Source organism: Citricoccus alkalitolerans, from assembly GCF_039528175.1.
Lineage (GTDB): Bacteria > Actinomycetota > Actinomycetes > Actinomycetales > Micrococcaceae > Citricoccus > Citricoccus alkalitolerans.
In genome coordinates this window covers 1-18,281 of sequence record NZ_BAAALH010000002.1, presented here as the reverse complement: position 1 = coordinate 18,281, position 18,281 = coordinate 1, and the positions used below count along the sequence as shown (strand labels likewise).

The 18,281-nt window shown below is 68.8% G+C and carries 11 protein-coding genes; 9 read left to right on the top strand and 2 right to left on the bottom strand.

The genetic code is table 11. The annotated features are described in order from the left end of the window. The 6 genes from ABD134_RS06085 to ABD134_RS06060 all read left to right on the top strand — a co-directional run. On the top strand, positions 1 to 638 hold a 638-nt coding region (locus tag ABD134_RS06085; RefSeq protein ID WP_344227771.1), incomplete at its 5' end, for an IspD/TarI family cytidylyltransferase. Next, positions 638 to 1,141 carry a 2-C-methyl-D-erythritol 2,4-cyclodiphosphate synthase gene (gene ispF, locus ABD134_RS06080; RefSeq protein ID WP_344227769.1) on the top strand — a complete coding sequence of 168 codons (504 nt, stop codon included), beginning with the start codon at positions 638 to 640 and terminating at the stop codon, positions 1,139 to 1,141. The genes ABD134_RS06085 and ispF, both read left to right, overlap by 1 nt. A gap of 11 nt (positions 1,142 to 1,152) precedes the next feature. Continuing rightward, on the top strand, positions 1,153 to 2,667 hold the full coding sequence (gene cysS / locus ABD134_RS06075) for a cysteine--tRNA ligase (protein ID WP_344227767.1): 1,515 nt from the start codon (positions 1,153 to 1,155) through the stop codon (positions 2,665 to 2,667). Between the two features lie 75 nt (positions 2,668 to 2,742). Beyond that, positions 2,743 to 3,771 (top strand): 23S rRNA (guanosine(2251)-2'-O)-methyltransferase RlmB, encoded by a 1,029-nt coding sequence (gene rlmB, locus ABD134_RS06070; protein WP_344227765.1) that lies wholly within the window; start codon positions 2,743 to 2,745, stop codon positions 3,769 to 3,771. Beyond that, on the top strand, positions 3,771 to 5,912 hold the full coding sequence (gene glgX / locus ABD134_RS06065) for a glycogen debranching protein GlgX (RefSeq protein WP_344227763.1): 2,142 nt from the start codon (positions 3,771 to 3,773) through the stop codon (positions 5,910 to 5,912). The genes rlmB and glgX overlap by 1 nt, the downstream gene beginning before the upstream one ends. Positions 5,913 to 6,125: 213 nt before the next feature. Continuing rightward, positions 6,126 to 7,040, top strand: a complete 915-nt coding sequence (locus tag ABD134_RS06060) for a hypothetical protein (protein WP_344227761.1) — start codon at positions 6,126 to 6,128, stop codon at positions 7,038 to 7,040. Between the two features lie 137 nt (positions 7,041 to 7,177). Here the strand turns inward: ABD134_RS06060 and glgP are convergent, their stop codons facing one another. Then, entirely contained in the window at positions 7,178 to 9,832 is a 2,655-nt protein-coding gene (gene glgP / locus ABD134_RS06055) for an alpha-glucan family phosphorylase (protein WP_344227760.1), read from the bottom strand. Positions 9,833 to 10,053: 221 nt separating this feature from the next. Between glgP and ABD134_RS06050 the strand changes: the two genes are divergently transcribed. From ABD134_RS06050 to glgB, 3 genes are read left to right on the top strand one after another with little or no spacing between them, the layout of a single operon-like run. After that, positions 10,054 to 12,162 carry an alpha-1,4-glucan--maltose-1-phosphate maltosyltransferase gene (locus ABD134_RS06050; protein WP_417282003.1) on the top strand — a complete coding sequence of 703 codons (2,109 nt, stop codon included), beginning with the start codon at positions 10,054 to 10,056 and terminating at the stop codon, positions 12,160 to 12,162. Then, complete coding sequence (gene treS / locus ABD134_RS06045; RefSeq protein ID WP_344227758.1) at positions 12,162 to 13,970, top strand: maltose alpha-D-glucosyltransferase; 1,809 nt, start codon at positions 12,162 to 12,164, stop codon at positions 13,968 to 13,970. The genes ABD134_RS06050 and treS overlap by 1 nt, the downstream gene beginning before the upstream one ends. Further along, positions 13,967 to 17,728 carry a 1,4-alpha-glucan branching protein GlgB gene (gene glgB, locus ABD134_RS06040; protein ID WP_344227756.1) on the top strand — a complete coding sequence of 1,254 codons (3,762 nt, stop codon included), beginning with the start codon at positions 13,967 to 13,969 and terminating at the stop codon, positions 17,726 to 17,728. The genes treS and glgB overlap by 4 nt, the downstream gene beginning before the upstream one ends. Before the next feature lie 276 nt (positions 17,729 to 18,004). On the opposite strand, the gene ABD134_RS06035 is transcribed toward glgB, so the two are convergent. After that, the coding region (locus ABD134_RS06035; RefSeq protein ID WP_344227753.1) for a hypothetical protein at positions 18,005 to 18,281 on the bottom strand (277 nt) is incomplete at its 5' end.

Genomic DNA, 18,281 nt, shown 5'->3' with positions numbered 1-18,281 from the left:
CCGTCGAGCTCAACGCCATCGCCGTTGTCGTCCCCGGGGACCCGGATTACGCGGCATCACTGGAAGCGATCTGCCAAGACTTCGCGGCCCGGGCCGGCGTCACGGTGCAAACGGTCCCGGGTGGAACGGAACGTGCGGATTCGGTGCGAGCCGGACTGTCCGCCGTGCGGGAGTTGGCCGGGTCAGCTGGCGGCCCCTTCGGGAGGCACGCGCTCCTGGTCCACGATGCGGCCCGGCCCTTCGTTCCGCCGACGGTCTTCAGCGCGGTGGTGACGGCCCTCGAAACCGGGACGGCCGCCGTCGTTCCCGCCGTCGAGGTCGTGGACACGATCAAGACCGTGGGCGGCGAGGCCTCGGACGAGGTGACCGGCACCCTCCAGCGGACGCAGTTGAGGGCTGTCCAGACACCCCAGGGCTTCGACCTGACATCCCTCGAGGCCGCCCACCGCCTGGTGGAGGAGGGTGCCGGTGGCGCCGCGGCCCTGACGGACGACGCGATGGCGATGGAGGCGGCCGGCCACCGTGTGGTCGTGGTAGCCGGTGATCCGCTGGGCTTCAAGATCACCACCCAGCTGGACCTGACGCTGGCCAACGCCCTGCTGGCCTCGGGCACTTCGACGAACCTGGAGCACCACTGATGTCAGGGCCGGTCGCACCGAAGCTGCCGCGCACCGGCATCGGCACGGACGTCCATGCCTTTGCCGCGGCCGGCGAGGAACGGGCCTGCTGGGTGGCCGGCCTTGAATGGCCGGGTGAGACGGGACTGTCCGGCCACTCGGACGGAGACGTGGTGGCTCACGCCGCCTGCGATGCGCTGTTCTCCGCCGCCGGGCTCGGTGACCTGGGGCAGCACTTCGGCACCTCCCGTCCAGAGTGGTCCGGGGCCGCCGGCACCGCCCTGCTGGCCGAGGCTGCCCGCCTGGTCCATCAGGCCGGCTTCGGGATCGGCAACGTCGCCGTGCAGCTGATCGGCAATCGACCGAAGGTCGGCCGGCGCCGAGCAGAGGCCGAGCGTGTGCTTTCCGCGGCGGCCGGCGCGCCCGTCTCAGTGTCCGGGACCACCACCGATGCGCTGGGGTTCACCGGCCGCGGCGAGGGGCTGGCCGCCGTCGCCACCGCCCTCGTCTACCCGCTGGACTAGTATTCACTTCCGTGGCACAGCGCTTTTATGACACCAAGACCGCAACGGTGCGGGACTTCGTCCCCCTGACCGAGGGCGAGGTCTCGCTCTACTACTGCGGCGCCACGGTGCAGGGCATGCCGCACGTGGGGCACGTGCGCTCGGCCATCGTGTTCGACATCCTGGTCCGCTGGCTCGAGTACACCGGCCTGCAGGTCACCAGCGTCCGCAACGTCACGGACATCGATGACAAGATCCTGGAGAAGTCCGCCACGTCCTACGGCGAGGACTTCGAGGAGGACGAGAACTACCCGGCCGATGAGCCGTGGTTCGCCCTCGCCTACCGGTTCGAGCACGAGTTCGCCCGCGCCTATGCCGCCCTCGGGGTGCGCCGGCCCACCTACGAGCCCCGTGCCACCGGCCACATCCCGGAGATGGTGGCGCTCATCCAGCGCCTCATCGATGCCGGCCACGCGTACCCCGCCACGGACGGCTCCGGGGACGTCTACTTCGAGGTGAACTCCTGGCCGGCGTACGGCGAGCTCACCCGCCAGCGGCTCGAGGACCTGCAGGACGCGCCCGACGCCGACCCGCGCGCCAAGCGCGATCCCCGTGACTTCGCGCTGTGGAAGGGGGCCAAGGAGACCGATCCGGCCACCGCCGCGTGGGAGTCACCCTGGGGGAGAGGCCGGCCCGGCTGGCACCTCGAGTGCTCCGCGATGTCCACCAAGTACCTCGGCAGCCACTTCGACATCCATGGCGGCGGACTCGACCTGCGCTTCCCGCACCACGAGAACGAACTGGCGCAGTCGGCCGCGGCCGGGGACGGCTTCGCGAACTTCTGGCTGCACAACGGGATGGTGACCTACGCGGGTGAGAAGATGTCCAAGTCCGTGGGCAACACGATCTCCCCGGAACAGATGCTGGAGCAGGCCCGGCCGAAGGCGGTGCGCTATTTCCTCGGTCAGGCGCACTACCGCTCCCAGCTGGATTACCGCCCCACCTCGCTGCAGGAGGCCGAGGCCGCGATCGAGCGGATCGAGGCGTTCCTGGACCGGGGGGCGGATGTGGTGGCCGACCTGCAGCTGAAGCGCGAGGAGGCGGCCGCCGTCGCCGGCACCCTCACCGGCGAGGAGGCCCCCGAGGCCGTCTACGTGGCCCAGTTCAGCAGTGTCCCCACCGCCTTCCGTGCCGCGATGGAGGACGACCTCAACGTCCCGCAGGCCCTGGCGGTGCTGCACGACGCGGTCCGGGCCGGCAACAGCGCCCTGGCCGCCGGGGATGAGGATGCCGTGGAGCAGCACTATTCCGACGTGCAGTCGATGGTGGAGGTGCTCGGCCTGGACGACGTGCCCGAACCCGAGTCGGCTCAGGACCCGGCGGCCCACCACGCCCTCGACACCCTGATCCGGGCCCAGCTGGACGCCCGGGCCGCAGCCCGCGCAGCGAAGGACTGGACCACCGCGGACGGGATCCGGGACACCCTGGCCGCGGCCGGCGTCGTGGTGGAGGACTCCGCCGACGGCGCCCGCTGGTCCCTGCAGTAGGAGGCGGCGGCCACGATGGAGGCCGGGCCGTAGACTGGAGGCAGTCTCGACCGTCGCCAGAAAGGCACCACCCACATGGCCGCAGCACCACGCTCCGGATCGTCCCGCGGGAACAGCGGAAAGAAGGGGCCCCTCAAGGGCACCGGTGGACTCGGCCGGAAGGCGCTGGAGGGCAAGGGTCCCACGCCCAAGGCCGAGGACCGCGTCTACCACAAGGCCCACCGCAGCAAGCAGTTGTCCGAGCGCTCCAGTGCCAAGGGTGCCGGCCGCTCGGGTGGTCGCAACACCCGCTCGCGGCATGCGGACGAGACCGTGGCCGGCCGCAACTCGGTGGTCGAGGCCCTGCGCGCCGCCATCCCCGCCAAGGCCCTGCACGTGGCCACGCGGATCGAGATGGACGAGCGGGTCCGCGAGGCCCTCAAGCTGGCCGCCGAGCGCGGTGTGGCGGTGATGGAGAATTCCAAGCCCGAGCTGGACCGCATGACGGACGACGCCGTCCACCAGGGCTTGGTGCTGCAGGTCCCGCCCTACGAGTACGCCGATGCCCTGACGCTGGCCCGTCAGACCATGGAGAAGTGGGAGAAGGGCTACCTCACGGCGCCGCCGCTGTTCATCGCCCTGGACAGCATCACCGACCCCCGCAACCTCGGGGCCATCATCCGTTCGGCCTCCGCCTTCTCGGCACACGGCGTGGTGGTGCCCGCGCGCCGTTCCGCCGGGGTGACTGCCACGGCCTGGAAGACCTCGGCCGGTGCTGCCGTGCGGGTCCCCGTGGCTCAGGCCGGCAACCTGAACACCATCCTGCAGGACTTCAAGAAGCTCGGGATCTTCATCCTGGGGCTCGACGGCGGCGGGGACCGGTCCCTGCCCGGGCTGCCGTTGGCCACGGATCCGGTGTGCCTGGTGGTGGGCTCGGAGGGCAAGGGCCTGTCCCGACTGGTCCGGGAGAACTGCGACCAGATCATCTCCATCCCGATCGCCTCGGACATGGAATCGCTGAACGCCTCGATGGCGGTGGGCATCTCCCTGTATGAGATCGCCGTCCAGCGCGCCGGCGGCCGGCTCGGGGAGAGCGTGGAAGGCGGGCCGGGAGGCCAGTCCTGATGACGGTGACGTCCCCGCCCGTGCCCATGCACCGTTCGCGGCCCTTCCCCTTGGGCCTCGCGGACCGGGTCCCTGGCGTCTCAGAGGTGGACGGGGCGCTGAACCTGGCGGTCTATGCCCCCGGGATCACCGCCCTGGACGTGGTGTACACGGATCCCGCATTCCCGGTGGACGCCGTGCCGACGGCCACGGACCTGCACCGGGTGCCGCTGCTGGATGTCACGGACCACGTGCACCACGGGACTGTCCCGGGATTGGGCTATGGCAGCCTCTACGCGCTGGTGGCCCATGACCGTCGGATCGCCGGGGTGTCCCGAAGGGGCCGCAAGGCCTCCGGAACGCCGAAGCCCCTGCCCCAGTTGCTGATCGATCCCTACGGTGATGCCGTGGTGGAGCGCGGCGGGCTGTACTGGTCCACCCGGGTGTGCCGGGACTTCGACTGGAACGGGGCCGGCCGGCCTCACACTCCGCTGCGGGACACCATCGTCTACGAGGCCCACGTCATCGGCCAGACCAAGCTGCACCCGGGCATCCCCGCCGAGCTGCGCGGGACGTACGCCGGGCTGGCCCACCCCGTGATGGTCGAGTACCTGCGTCACCTGGGCATCACGGCCGTCGAGCTGTTGCCGGTGCACCACCACCGGGACGAAGACCATCTGCAGCAGGCCGGGCTGGAGAACTACTGGGGGTACAACACCGTCAGCTTCTTCGCGCCGCATCCGGGCTACGCCACCGCCGCGGCACAGGCCGGTGGGCCCCAGGCCGTTCAGGATGAGTTCAAGGGCATGGTCAAGCTGCTGCACGAGGCGGGGATCGAGGTCCTGCTGGACGTGGTCTACAACCACACAGCTGAGGAGGGCCCGGGTGGGCCGACCTTCTGCTGGCGCGGTCTGGGGGATGAGCACTACTACCGGCATGACGCCTCCGGCCGGTACCTGGACACGACAGGCTGCGGCAACACGCTGAACTTCAACGATCCGCAGGTGGTGCGGATGACCCTGGACTCGTTGCGCCGCTGGGTGACGGACTTCCAGATCGACGGTTTCCGCTTCGACCTGGCCGTTGCCCTGTGCCGGGACGGCGGCCACCACTTCACCCACCGCCACCCCTTCCTCGTGGCCGCCCAGGCGGATCCCGTCCTGGCCGGGACCAAGCTCATCTCCGAGCCGTGGGACGTGGGCAACGGCGGCTGGCAGACCGGTCACTTCCCGTTGGGCTGGTCGGACTGGAACGACCGTTTCCGGGACGTGGTCCGTGACTTCTGGGTGGCGGACCGCGGGGCCCTGGAGCGCGGCGGCCACGGCGGGTCCACCGCGCGACTGGCCGACTGCCTGTCTGGGTCCGCCGGGATGTTCGCGCCCTCCGGGCGCTCCGCCCTGGCCTCGGTCAACCTCGTCACCGCCCATGACGGCTTCACCCTGCAGGACCTCGTGTCCTACAACGACAAGCACAATGAGGCCAACGGAGAGGACAACCGGGACGGCACCTCGCACAACCGGTCCTACAACCACGGGACGGAGGGACCCACCGGGGACGAGGGCATCCTCGACGCCCGTGCCACCACGGCCCGCAACCTGATGGCCACCCTGCTGCTGTCCCTGGGCGTTCCCATGATCACCGCCGGAGATGAGATCGGGCGCAGCCAGGGTGGAAACAACAACGCCTACTGCCAGAACAACGGGATCTCGTGGACGGACTGGGAGCTTGATGAGCGGCAGGAGCGGATGCTCGCCACCACCCGCCGCCTGATCGCGGTACGCAAGGAGTTCCTGGCCGGCCAGCCGTACTCCTACCCAGCCCGGGACCTCGGGTACCTCAAGTGGTTCAACGAGGAGGGGCGGCCGATGACCGAGGCTGCCTGGACGGACTCCGGGCAGCGGATGCTGCAGTTGCTGATCGGCGTCCCCGGAGGCCGCAGCACCGGGCTGATCGTGTTCAACGGCGGGCTGGAGACGGTGCCCTTCCGGCTGCCGGCGCCGGAGGAACTGCGCGGCATCACCGGCGAGCACGGAGCGGACCTGCAGGCCTTCACCCTGCAGCTCTCGACGGCCCTCCACGGTGAGCTTCGCCGTGGGGCCCACTTCGCCCCGGGAGACCGGGACATGATCGAGGCCACCTCGATCACCCTCTACTCCGTCTGACCCCGCCCTCCACCTTGCAGCTGCAGGTCGAATTCGCACCGTTTCCTGGGCTGAGCGGCTGGAGAACGGTGCGAAATCGACCGCAGGATTCTCAGTTGGGCTCGGAGCATCGATGCACCGGATTCCTCCACCGCGGACCGGTCACGTACTGCCATCCCCAGCACCGACGTCGGCGCGCACCATGGGCGGCCTCGTCGCGTCAGTCTGGGGGCCATGGACACCCCTGACATCATCACTCTGGCCGAGGCCCGCACCTTGGGAACGAGTCGGAGGGCACTGCAGAACTCCCGGGCCGAGCACCACCTCCATGGTCTCTACAGCCCATTGCGTCGGGAACGAGATGGCGAGACCCTTCATCGATCGTTGCTCAGGGCGGCCTCTTCGGCGGCCACGGATGTTGCCTCCCATGAATCCGCCGCCCGACTGTGGGGATTCCCGGGCTCGGTCGTTCCGAGCGAGATACAGCTGCTGTCCATTGCCGGAGATCGACGGCGGCGCGTCCGAGGGATGGCCGGGCGCCGAGGACTGGTGCTCCCGGAGGAGACGACATTCCTCGGCGGGATTCCCCTCACCACGCCCGCGCGGACCTGGCTGGATCTGGCCCGCACTTCAGGTGTCCTGCGGCTGATCCTCTGGGCCGACTGGCTGTTCAATCCCGTCTGGGGTGCTGACTGGGAGCGAGAGCCCCTGGCCACACCGAATGAACTTCGGGACCTTCTCGACCGACACCCGGGCAAGCCCGGGATTCGCAAGGCACGCGCAGCCGCGGACCGAGCCAGGGTCGGATCGGATTCGCCGAAGGAAACCGAGCTTCGTCTGGCTCTGGTGGACGCAGGACTGCCGGAACCCGCGGTGAACCAGTGGATCATCGACCCCGGGACGGGGAGGCGGATCCACCAAGGCGACCTGACCTACGACGAGTTCCGGATCGATCTGGAGTATGAGGGTGAACACCATTCCGAACCTGGACAGGTCCAACGGGACATCGCTCGCGCTGAACGGCTCCAGGCGGCTGATTGGCTGGAATTGCGCTTCAGCCTGATGCATTCTCGGCACGGTTGGCTCCCAGCCGTCCACAAGACCCGGGAGGCCTTGCTGTCCCGCGGGTGGGTGCCGGCGGGAGAGTAGGTCATCCTAGGGGCCTTCACAGTCCACAGCCCCGCCAGCCAAGAACTGGAGGTCGAATTCGCACGGCATTCAGGGGCCCGGCCCCAAGAACGGTGCGAATTCGACCTCCAGTTGACAGGGACCGGTCGATAGGAGGGTCAGCCGGCGTTGACCACCAGCGCCATCTCGGCCAGCGAGGCCAGCAGCTCGTGCTGCGGCAGGACGCGGACGGAGTAGCCGAAGGCGCCGGAACGGTCGATCACCAGTGAGCCGGTGAACTGCCAGCGGCCGTCTCCCAAGTCCTGCGCCGGGGTCAGCTCCAAGGCGCCGGTGTCCGCGAGGGTGTCCTCCTCGAGCACGCCGGAGGGCTTGGTGGTGACCCGGCCGTACACGGCCTCCACCCGGACATCCTCGGGGGACAGTTGACCCAGGCTGATGTAGGCGGAGACCTGCATCTCGTCCCCTACCTGGGGTTCCTCGGCGACGCCGAGCGAATCCACGTGTTCCACGATCACGGAGCCGAAGCCGGCCCGGACCCTGGTCTTCCAGGAGGCCAGCTCGCGGGCCCTGGCGTAGTCGTCGGCGTCCATCATCCGCCCCGCCCGGCCGGCCGGGAGGTAGAGCTCCTGGACGTAGTCCTGCACCATGCGGTCGGCCGACGTCGCCGGGCCGAGTGTGGCCATGGTGTGTTTGATCATGGCCAGCCACTGGTGCGGGAGGCCGTCCGTGGAGGCGTCCGACGGGCCGGCGGCCCCGGCCTGGTCCGAGGGCTCGGCACCGTAGAAGCGGGGTACCAATTCGTTCTCCAGCAGGCTGTAGAGTGCGGCAGCCTCCACGTCGTCCCGTTCCTCGGTGGAGGCCGCGGACGAGGCGCTCGGGATGGCCCAGCCGTTCTCGCCGTCGTACATCTCATCCCACCAGCCGTCCAGTACGGACAGGTTCAGCCCGCCGTTCATGGCGACCTTCATGCCGGAGGTGCCGCAGGCCTCCAGCGGGCGCAGGGGGTTGTTCAGCCAGACGTCGCAACCGGGCATCAGGGTGGAGGCCATCTGGATGTCGTAGTTGGGCAGGAACACGATCCGGTGGCGCACATCCGCGTCGTCCGTGAACCGCACCATCTGCTGGATCATCAACTTGCCCTGTTCATCGGCGGGGTGGGACTTGCCGGCCACCACCAGCTGAATGGGGTGCTCGGGATCCGTCAGAAGCCGTTTCAGCCGCTCGGGATCCCGGAGCATCAACGTCAGACGCTTGTAGGTGGGCACGCGCCGGGCGAATCCGATGGTCATGACGTTCTCGTCCAGCACGGAGTCGGTCCAGGCGAGCTCGGCCTCGGAGGCTCCCCGCTTGCGCCAGGAGGACCGCAGCCGGGACCGCACGTCCTCGATCAGCGCACACCGCAGGGTCCGGCGCAGCTCCCACAACTCTGCGTCCGGGACGTCGAAGACGCGCTGCCAGTCGTGACCGGACACGGCAGACGTCCCGAACAGCTCGATGGCCCGGGCGGACACCGTGTCCGAGACCCAGGTGGGGGCGTGCACGCCGTTCGTGATGGATCCGATCGGCACCTCATCGGCGTCGAAGCCCGGCCAGAGGCCCTTGAACATCTCCCGGGACACCTCGCCGTGCAGCTGGGCCACGCCATTGGCACGCTGGCCGAGGCGCAGGCCCATCACGGCCATGTTGTGCACGCCCGGGGTGCCGCCCTCATAGTCCTCGGCGCCCAGCGCCAGCACATGCTCGAGCGGCACGCTCGGGGCGAGGCCGGCCCGGAAGAACTGCTCTACCAGGGAGCGGTCGAAACGGTCGATTCCGGCCGGCACCGGGGTATGTGTGGTGAATACGGTGGAGGCGCGCACCGAGGTCAGGGCGGTCTCCCAGTCCAGCCCGGCGGACATGAGCTCCTCGATCCGCTCGATGCCCTGGAACCCGGCATGGCCCTCGTTCGTGTGGTAGACGGCGGGCACTTCCGTCCCGGTGAGCCGCGCGTACAGGCGCAGCGCCTTGACCCCGCCCATGCCGAGCAGCAGCTCCTGTTGCAGCCGCTGGTCCCCACCGCCGCCGTAGAGGCGGTCGGTGATGGAGCGCGCGGTGTCGTCGTTCGCCGGGACATTGGAGTCCAGCAACAGCAACGGCACGCGCCCGACGTCGGCCCGCCACACCTGGGCGTGCAGCGTCCGGCCTGAGGGCAGCGGCAGGCGGACGATCGCGGCAGCCCCGTCCTCCTCCTTGAGGAGCATCAGCGGCAGGTTGTCCGGGTCCAGGACCGGGTAGGACTCCATCTGCCAGGCGTCGCGGGACAGGGACTGTTTGAAGTAGCCCGACTGGTACAACAGGCCCACGCCGATGATCGGCACCCCGAGGTCAGACGCGGATTTCAGGTGGTCACCGGCCAGGATGCCCAGACCGCCGGAGTATTGCGGGAGGACGGCGGTGATGCCGAACTCGGGGGAGAAGTACGCGATGGGCCGAGGGGTGGGGATGTCTCCGCCCGGGCCGCCCGACGCACCGATGAAGTCCTGCTGGAACCACCGGTCCTCGGTGAGGTAGCGGTCCAGGTCGGAGGTCGCGTCCTGGACGCGGGCCACGATCGACGCATCGGCGGCGAGCTCGGTCAGCCGGTGCCGATCGAAGGACCCCAAGAGGGCCACGGGGTCCTGGTTCGACTCCGACCAGGCCTGGGGATCCAGGTCCCGGAACAGCTCCTTGGTCCGGGGATGCCAGGACCAGCGCAGGTTGGTCGCCAGGCGGCTCAGTCCCGCGATCGACTCGGGCAGGTGGGTACGGACGGTAAACCGACGGATAGCCTTCACCCGGCCATTATCCACGGGGCCCGCCACGCCGCGGGACTGCCGGGTGAACCCCGAACGACGCGTGGTTGGCCGCCGGTTGAATCCTCGGCTCCCCGAACCCTCCCAGCAGGGGATCACGCGTCACGGGTTCACGATTTCGTCCCGATCAGTGGCCACGGGGGGATCGCCCCGGTAACGTCGGGGCCGTGGGAGCTGCCAAGAATTCAAGTGATTCTGTCCGAATGCCGATGGTCCGCACCGAGGTCAAGGTGGGCCGCATTCCGGTCACCGGTGTCCAGCCGGTGGTCCACTGCGGCGCCGTCCCGGCCAAGGCGCTGATCGGCGAGGACATCCCGGTCCGCGCCACCGTGTTCCGCGAGGGGCATGACCGGCTCGGGGCCACGGCCGTCCTCTACGGCCCGGACGGTGCCGAAGTCCAGCGGACGCGCATGACCGAGGGCGCTCCCGGGCTGGACGAGTTCCTGGCCACGCTGCGGCCAGCGGCCGTCGGGCCCCACACCTTCACCATCGAGGGCTGGTCCGATCCCTATGCGACCTGGCACCACGCCGCGACCGTCAAGATCGAGGTCGGGTCCGACGTCGAGCTGATGCTCGCCGAGGGCGGCACCCTATTCCGAAAGGCCGCCGCGGATCCCGGCCGTTCCGAGGCAGACCGGGCTGTCCTGGCCCGCGCCGTGCGGGGGCTCGAGGACACCACGCGGGGCACCCAGGAGCGCCTGCTGGCAGCCGAGGACCCGGACCTGGTCGACGTGCTCGCTGCCCGTCCGATCCGCGAGTTCGTCTCCCCGTCGCCCGCCTACCCGCTGGACGTACAGCGTGCGCTGGCCGGCCGCGGTGCCTGGTACGAGTTCTTCCCCCGCTCCGAGGGGGCCGTCTACCACCCGGAATCGGGGACCTGGGCCTCCGGAACCTTCACGACGGCGGCCGGCCGGCTCCCAGCGGTCGCGGAGATGGGCTTCGACGTCATCTACCTCCCACCGATCCACCCGATCGGCCAGGCCCACCGCAAGGGCCCGAACAACGCGCTGGAGGCAGGACCCCACGACCCGGGTTCACCGTGGGCCATCGGATCGCCGGAGGGCGGCCATGATGCGATCCACCCCGATCTCGGCACCGCCGAGGACTTCGCCGGGTTCGTCGACCGGGCCGCCGGGCTGGGATTGGAGGTCGCCCTCGACCTGGCCCTGCAGTGCTCCCCGGACCACCCCTGGGTCGCCGAGCACCCCGAGTGGTTCACCACCCGGGCGGACGGATCCATCGCCTATGCGGAGAATCCGCCGAAGAAGTACCAGGACATCTATCCGCTGAACTTCGACAACGACCCCCGAGGTCTGCGGCGGGCCGTCCTGAGGGTCGTGGAGCTGTGGATCGCCCGCGGCGTGAAGATCTTCCGGGTGGACAACCCGCACACCAAGCCCCTGTGGTTCTGGGAGTGGCTCATCGCCAAGGTGCACCGCAGCCATCCCGAGGTCGTGTTCCTGGCGGAGGCCTTCACCCGGCCGGCCATGATGCACGCCCTGGGCCGGGCCGGATTCCAACAGTCCTACTCCTACTTCACGTGGCGGAACACGCGGGACGAGATCGCCGAGTACCTGCACGAGGTCACGGCCGAGACCCCGGCGTTCTACCGTCCGAACTTCTTCGTCAACACCCCGGACATCCTCACGGAGTTCCTGCAATTCGGCGGGCCCGCGGCCTTCAAGATCCGTGCCGTGCTGGCGGCCCTGTCCAGTCCGATGTGGGGCATGTACGCCGGTTTCGAGCTGTTCGAGCATGTGGCACGTCCGGGCGCCGAGGAGTACATCGACAATGAGAAGTACGAGTACCGGCCCCGCGACTTCGCCGGTGCCGAGGCCCGGGGCGCCTCGCTCGCTCCCTACATCACCCGTCTGAACCAGATCCGCCGGGCCCACCCGACGTTCCAGGACCTGCAGAACCTCGTCCTGCACCCAGCGGACAATGAGGGGATCCTGGCCTTCTCCAAGTCCCGCCGCCACCTGCCGGACGGCCAGTACCGGGGGCCGGCCGGCGTCGCGGGTTCGGTGTTCCCCGGTGTTCCGGATGCCGCCGCCCTCACAGAATCCCTGCCGGGTTCGGCGGACACGGTCATCGTGGTGCTGAACTGCGATCCGCACGCGGCGCGAGAGGCCACCGTCTCGCTCGACCTGGCGGCCCTGGACCTGGACCCGGCGGACCTGGACTCCGGAGGCCGGTTCGAGGTGGAGGACCTGATCACCGGTACCCGCTGGCGGTGGGGCGCGGACAACTACGTACGGCTGGACCCGGCCGTGGAACCGGCCCACGTGCTGAAGGTGGTGCGCCACAGCTGATGGCCCATTCCTTCCAGATGCACACCCACGGAATCTCCCACGACCCGGACTGGTTCCGGACCGCCGTGTTCTACGAGGTGCTCGTGCGGGCCTTCCACGATGACAACGGGGACGGGTCTGGGGACTTCGAGGGTCTGATCAACAAGTTGGATTACCTGCAGTGGCTGGGCATCGACTGCCTGTGGGTACCCCCGTTCTACCGCTCACCGCTGCGGGACGGCGGCTATGACATCGCGGACTACTACGAGGTGCTGGACGAGTTCGGCACCGCCTCGGACTTCAAGAGGCTCGTGGCCGAGGCCCATGCGCGCGGGCTCAGGGTCATCATCGACCTGCCGTTGAACCACACCTCGGACCAGCACCCCTGGTTCCAGGAGTCCCGGTCTGACCCGGACGGCCCGTACGGCGACTTCTACGTGTGGAGTGACACGGATGAGAAGTACCAGGACGCCCGTATCATCTTCGTGGACACGGAGGAGTCCAACTGGGCATTCGACCCGGTCCGCCGCCAGTTCTTCTGGCACCGCTTCTTCTCCCACCAGCCGGACCTGAACTTCGAGAATCCCGCCGTGATCGAGGCGCTGTTCGACGTGGTCCGCTATTGGATGGACATGGGCGTGGACGGTTTCCGTGCTGACGCCATCCCCTATCTCTTCGAGGAGGAGGGCACCGACTGCGAGAACGACCCGCGCACCCACGGCTTCCTGCAGCAGCTGCGGGCCATGGTGGACGCGGAGTACCCGGGCCGGGTGATCATCGCCGAGGCCAACCAACCGCCGGCGGACGTGGTGGACTACTTCGGTTCGGAGGAGGAACCGGAATGCCACATGTGCTTCCACTTCCCGATCATGCCGAAGATCTTCTACGCCCTGCGCGACCACAAGGCCACGGCGATCCTCGAAGCGTTGGCCGAGACCCCGCAGATCCCCGCCGGCACCCAGTGGGGCACGTTCCTGCGCAACCACGATGAGCTCACCCTCGAGATGGTCACCCCGGAGGAACGCCAGGCGATGCTCGGATGGTATGCCCCGGACTCACGCATGCGCGCCAACGTGGGCATCCGCCGCCGGCTCGCCTCCCTGCTGGACAACAACCGGTCCGAGCTCGAACTGATCCACGCGCTGCTGCTGGCCATGCCGGGCTCGCCGTTCCTGTACTACGGGGACGAACTCGGCATGGGGGACAACATCTGGCTGCCGGACCGGGACGCCTCCCGCACCCCCATGCAGTGGAACCCGGACCGCAACGCAGGGTTCTCCGAGGCCGATCCGGGCAAGCTCTACCTGCCGGTCATCCAGTCGCTCGTCTACCACTACAACCACGTCAACGTGGAGGCGCAGCTGGCCTCCAACGGCTCCCTGCTGCACTGGGTCCGCGAGACCCTCGCCGTCCGCAAGCGGCATCCCGTGTTCGGGTTGGGCGATTTCACGGTGGTGGAGGCCGAGGCCGAACAGGTCCTCGCCTTCATCCGGGACCTTCCCGCCTCCGAGAAGGAGGACCTGTACCCCGAGACGGTGCTCTGCATCTTCAACCTCGCCCCGGAACCGGTGGCCACCTGGCTGAGCGTGCCGGGCTATGCGGGCCGGGGCCTGCGCGATGTCTTCGGCGGCCGACCGTTCCTCGACATCGGTGAGGACGGCCGGCTGCCCGTGACCCTGCCCGGCCATGGCTTCTACTGGCTGCGGCTGCGGACCGGCCCGGAGCCGATGCCGGGGGCCGATGCGGCGGCGCTGTCCGGCCGGCCGAACCCCTACACCACGGCGATGCCCGTCATCACCCCGGACCTCACTGCGGGGCGGAACCGATGACCGGCGCACCGGCTGGCGAGCGTTTCCCGGACATCCCCGGCCTTCACGAACTCCTCGCCGGGTGGCTCCCCGAACAACGGTGGTTCCCGCTCCGGGGAGACATCACGTTGCGCCGGTCCGGCGAGCTCCGGTTGACCACGACTGCAGACAGCGCCGACGATGTCCAGCTCCTGCTGCTGATCCTCGCGGTCGCTCCTGCGGGTGGCGGGGAGAACGAGGACGCGGTTGCCGTGTCCGTCCCCCTGACGATGCGGCGGGAGGCCGTCCCAGGAGCCTCAACAGCGCTGATCGGCCGCGTGGACACGGAGTCCGGCGCCCGATGGGTCTATGACGGCCCCCAGGACCCGGCCTTCGTCGCTGCCTGGTTGGAGCTGATGCGCCGTGAGACGCGTCTTGAGAGCAGCATGGCCGGCGGAGCCACCGGCCATGCCTACGCCGGTTTCCGTGACTGGCCCGCCTTCGCCCCAGGCACCTTGGACCTGCGCGTGCTCCAGGGCGAGCAGTCCAACACGTCCGTGGTGGTGGGCGCGGCACCAGGGCGGCTCATCCTCAAGTTCTTCCGGGTTGTGGCCCCGGGCACCCATCCCGACGTCGAGATCGGCCTGGCGCTGTCCGCCGGCGGTTCCAGCGAGGTCCCCGTGACTTTCGGCTCGGCCACGGCGGCGTGGACCCGGCCCGGGACGGCTGGCGCGGAGACCGGTGAGCTCTGTGTGCTGCGTGAGTTCATCGAGGACTCCCGGGACGCCTGGCGCCTGGCAACGGATGCGGCCGCCGCCGGACACGACTTCACCACCGAGGCTGCCGGGATCGGTGCGGCCACGGGACGGCTGCACCTGGCCCTCGCCGAGGCCTTCGGCACGCGGCCCGCCTCCAGCGGATCCGACGGAAACGAGGGAACACCGGCCGTCCTCACGGCGCTCGCGGATCGTCTCGGGTGGGGGTGGCGCCAGGCCGCGACGGCCGTAGGCGAGGAGCACGGAGACGCGCTGCGCACGGTGATCGACTCCCTGCGCACCCCGAAGGCGGGAGCCGGGATTCCGCCGCTGCAGCGGATCCACGCCGACTACCACCTCGGACAGGTCCTGGCCTCGCCGGCTACCGCCGGGGGACAGGACGGCTGGCGCTGGACGGTCCTCGACTTCGAGGGCGAACCCCTCCGGGAGGCGACGGAGCGGTCCGGTTGGGACCTGCCGCTGCGCGATGTCGTCGGGATGCTGCGGTCGTTCGACTACGCCGGCGCCCTGTCCGGGGCCCCGGACTGGACGGAACCGGCCCAGCAGGCCTTCCTCGAAGGCTACGGGTCCGCGGTCGGGGCGACGGTGGACACCAGCTCCACCGTCTTCACCGCACTGATGCTGGACAAGGCGCTCTACGAGACCGCCTACGAGCTGCGTCACCGCCCCGACTGGGTCGCGGTCCCCGCCGCGGCCGTCCGTGGACTCCTGCGCCGGGCCGCTGCGGCGGCTACCGTGGGCCGAGAACGCCAGAACACCGTCCAGGAGGATGCCGTGGAACCGGATCATGCCGCGCAGGACACCACAGCGAAGGACCTCGCAGCGCCGCTGGAGGTACACGCGGAGGTGCTGGCCGCCGTCGCGCACGGCCGCTACCACCAGCCGCACGAAGTGCTCGGCGCCCACCTGGGGGACACCGGCACGGTGACGTTCCGGGTGCTACGGCCTCTGGCCGAGGACCTGGCCGTCCTGCTCGACGACGGCACGCGCGTACCGCTGCGCCACGAACACGAGGGCGTGTGGGTCGGGACGGCCCCGGCCACGGACCCAGGACATGTGCCGGGCTATCGGGTCCTAGTGACCTACCCCGGGGTGGCCGAGGTGGAGCAGGACGATCCCTACCGGTACCTGCCCACCGTGGGGGAGCTGGACCAGCACCTGTTCCGCGAGGGCCGGCACGAGACGCTGTGGACGGTCCTCGGCTCGCGGGTGCGCCACTACTCCTCGCCCCAGGGCGACATCACGGGAACCTCGTTCGCCGTCTGGGCCCCCAACGCCACGGCCGTGCGGGTGAAGGGCGACTTCAATGGCTGGGACGGGCGCCAGCACGCCCTGCGCTCGCTGGGAGACTCGGGCCTCTGGGAGATCTTCGTCCCGGGGATCGGGTCCGGAACCGTCTACAAGTACGCGATCCTCGGCCGCGACGGCCACTGGCGGGACAAGGCCGACCCCATGGCCCGCTGGACCGAGGTGCCGCCGGCCTCCGGCTCCCGGGTGGAGGACTCCCGGTACGCCTTCGGGGACGCGGCGTGGATGGAGAAGCGGGCGGCGACCAATCCGCACGATGCGGCCATGAGCGTCTATGAGGTGCACGCCGGGTCCTGGCGGCCGGGCCTGAGCTACCGAGAGCTGGCGGACCAGCTGGTCGAGTACGTCTCCTGGCAGGGATTCACCCATGTGGAGTTCATGCCGGTGGCGGAACACCCCTTCGGGGGATCCTGGGGTTACCAGGTCACGGGGTACTACGCTCCCACGTCCCGGTTCGGCTCCCCGGACGACTTCAAGTATCTGGTGGACCGGTTGCACCAGGCCGGAATCGGTGTGCTCCTGGACTGGGTGCCCGCACATTTCCCCAAGGACGAGTGGGCCTTGGCGACGTTCGACGGGCAGCCTCTGTACGAGTACGCCGACCCGCGCAAGGGCGAACACCCGGACTGGGGCACCCTCGTGTTCGACTACGGCCGTACCGAGGTGCGGAACTTCCTGGTCGCCAACGCCCTGTATTGGCTGGAGGAGTTCCACATCGACGGGCTGCGCGTGGACGCCGTCGCCTCGATGTTGTATCTGGACTACTCCCGCGAGGACGGGGAGTGGGTGCCGAACGTGCACGGTGGCAACCACAACCTCGAGGCCATCAGCTTCTTGCAGGAGACCACGGCCACGGCCTACCGGCGCAACCCCGGGATCGTGATGATCGCCGAGGAGTCCACGGCGTTCTCCGGCGTGACCGCGCCCACCAGTCATGACGGGCTCGGCTTCGGCCTGAAGTGGAACATGGGCTGGATGCACGATTCCCTCGGCTACCTGTCCGAGGACCCGGTCAACCGCAAATGGCATCACCACGAGATGACGTTCTCGACGGTCTATGCCTGGAGCGAGAACTACGTGCTGCCGCTCTCGCATGACGAGGTGGTCCATGGCAAGGGGTCGCTGCTGCGCAAGATGCCGGGAGACCGGTGGCAGCAACTGGCCTCCCTGCGGGCGTACTACGCCTACATGTGGGCGCACCCGGGCAAGCAGTTGCTGTTCATGGGCTCCGAGTTCGGCCAGGAATCGGAATGGCGGGAATCCCACGGGCTGGACTGGTGGCTCACGGACACCCCCAGCCACAAGGGGCTCATGAAGACCGTTCGGGACCTGAACCTGCTGTACCGGGACGCCCCCGAGCTGTGGAGCCAGGACAACGATCCGGCCGGATTCCAGTGGATCGACCAGAACGACGGTGATCGGAACCTCTTCTCGTTCATTCGCTGGTCCACGGCGGAGGCCGGTGCGGGAGAGGCACGTCCCCTGGTCTGCGTGACGAACCTGTCCGGCAACCCTCATCACGAAGTCCGCCTGGGACTGCCGTTCGCGGGACCATGGCGCGAGGTCCTCAACACCGATGCGGAGAGCTACGGCGGATCCGGGCTGGGCAACGGCGGACGGATCGAGGCATCGGATGAGGCGTGGCAGGGACAGCCGGCATCCGCGGTGATCACCGCCCCGCCACTCGCAACGGTGTACCTTCGGCCGATCCGCTGACGCCCCTGATTCCGTCTCGCCGGGGCGGTGGCCGGCCGATTATGCAAAGCCTCAGAACCTGTGTATTGTCTTCTCTTGTGCCAAGGCGAGGAAGACAAGTTCTTCCAGACCGAGACGGCGAAGATCCACGGGAAACCGGGGTCGGAAACCACACATGGCGCCGGGAAAGCCGCAAGGCAGAACCGCTGGTGATGATCCAGGCAGCTCGGAAGGACTTCGGTCCGGAGGAAAAGCCCGGTTCGGTGGATTTGACACCGAATCGAGAGAGGGTCTAAGCTAGAAAAGTTGCTCCGGAGCAACGGGCCAGTCGCAGAGCGGCGGTCCTGAGATCCGGAAACAACACAGAGGGACTTCGGTTCCACTCCAGAAAATCGCCGGAAACGCCGATTTGACGGGGAGGAAACAAGGAACTAAGCTTGAAAAGCCGCAGATGAGAAAAGCAAAGATTTCGCCGGTATTACCGGATTCCTTGTGAGTAGTCATAATGTGCCTGTTGTTTGAGAACTCAATAGTGTGCCAAGTTTGTTGATGCCAATTTTTTGAATTGGTTGAT

Excerpts from the sequence above, each read along its gene's own strand:
- ispF (WP_344227769.1), top strand. The coding sequence starts at position 638 with ATGTCAGGGCCGGTCGCACCGAAGCTGCCGCGCACCGGCATCGGCACG.
- rlmB (WP_344227765.1), top strand. The coding sequence starts at position 2,743 with ATGGCCGCAGCACCACGCTCCGGATCGTCCCGCGGGAACAGCGGAAAG.
- glgX (WP_344227763.1), top strand. The coding sequence starts at position 3,771 with ATGACGGTGACGTCCCCGCCCGTGCCCATGCACCGTTCGCGGCCCTTC.
- ABD134_RS06060 (WP_344227761.1), top strand. The coding sequence starts at position 6,126 with ATGGACACCCCTGACATCATCACTCTGGCCGAGGCCCGCACCTTGGGA.
- ABD134_RS06050 (WP_417282003.1), top strand. The coding sequence starts at position 10,054 with ATGCCGATGGTCCGCACCGAGGTCAAGGTGGGCCGCATTCCGGTCACC.
- treS (WP_344227758.1), top strand. The coding sequence starts at position 12,162 with ATGGCCCATTCCTTCCAGATGCACACCCACGGAATCTCCCACGACCCG.
- glgB (WP_344227756.1), top strand. The coding sequence starts at position 13,967 with ATGACCGGCGCACCGGCTGGCGAGCGTTTCCCGGACATCCCCGGCCTT.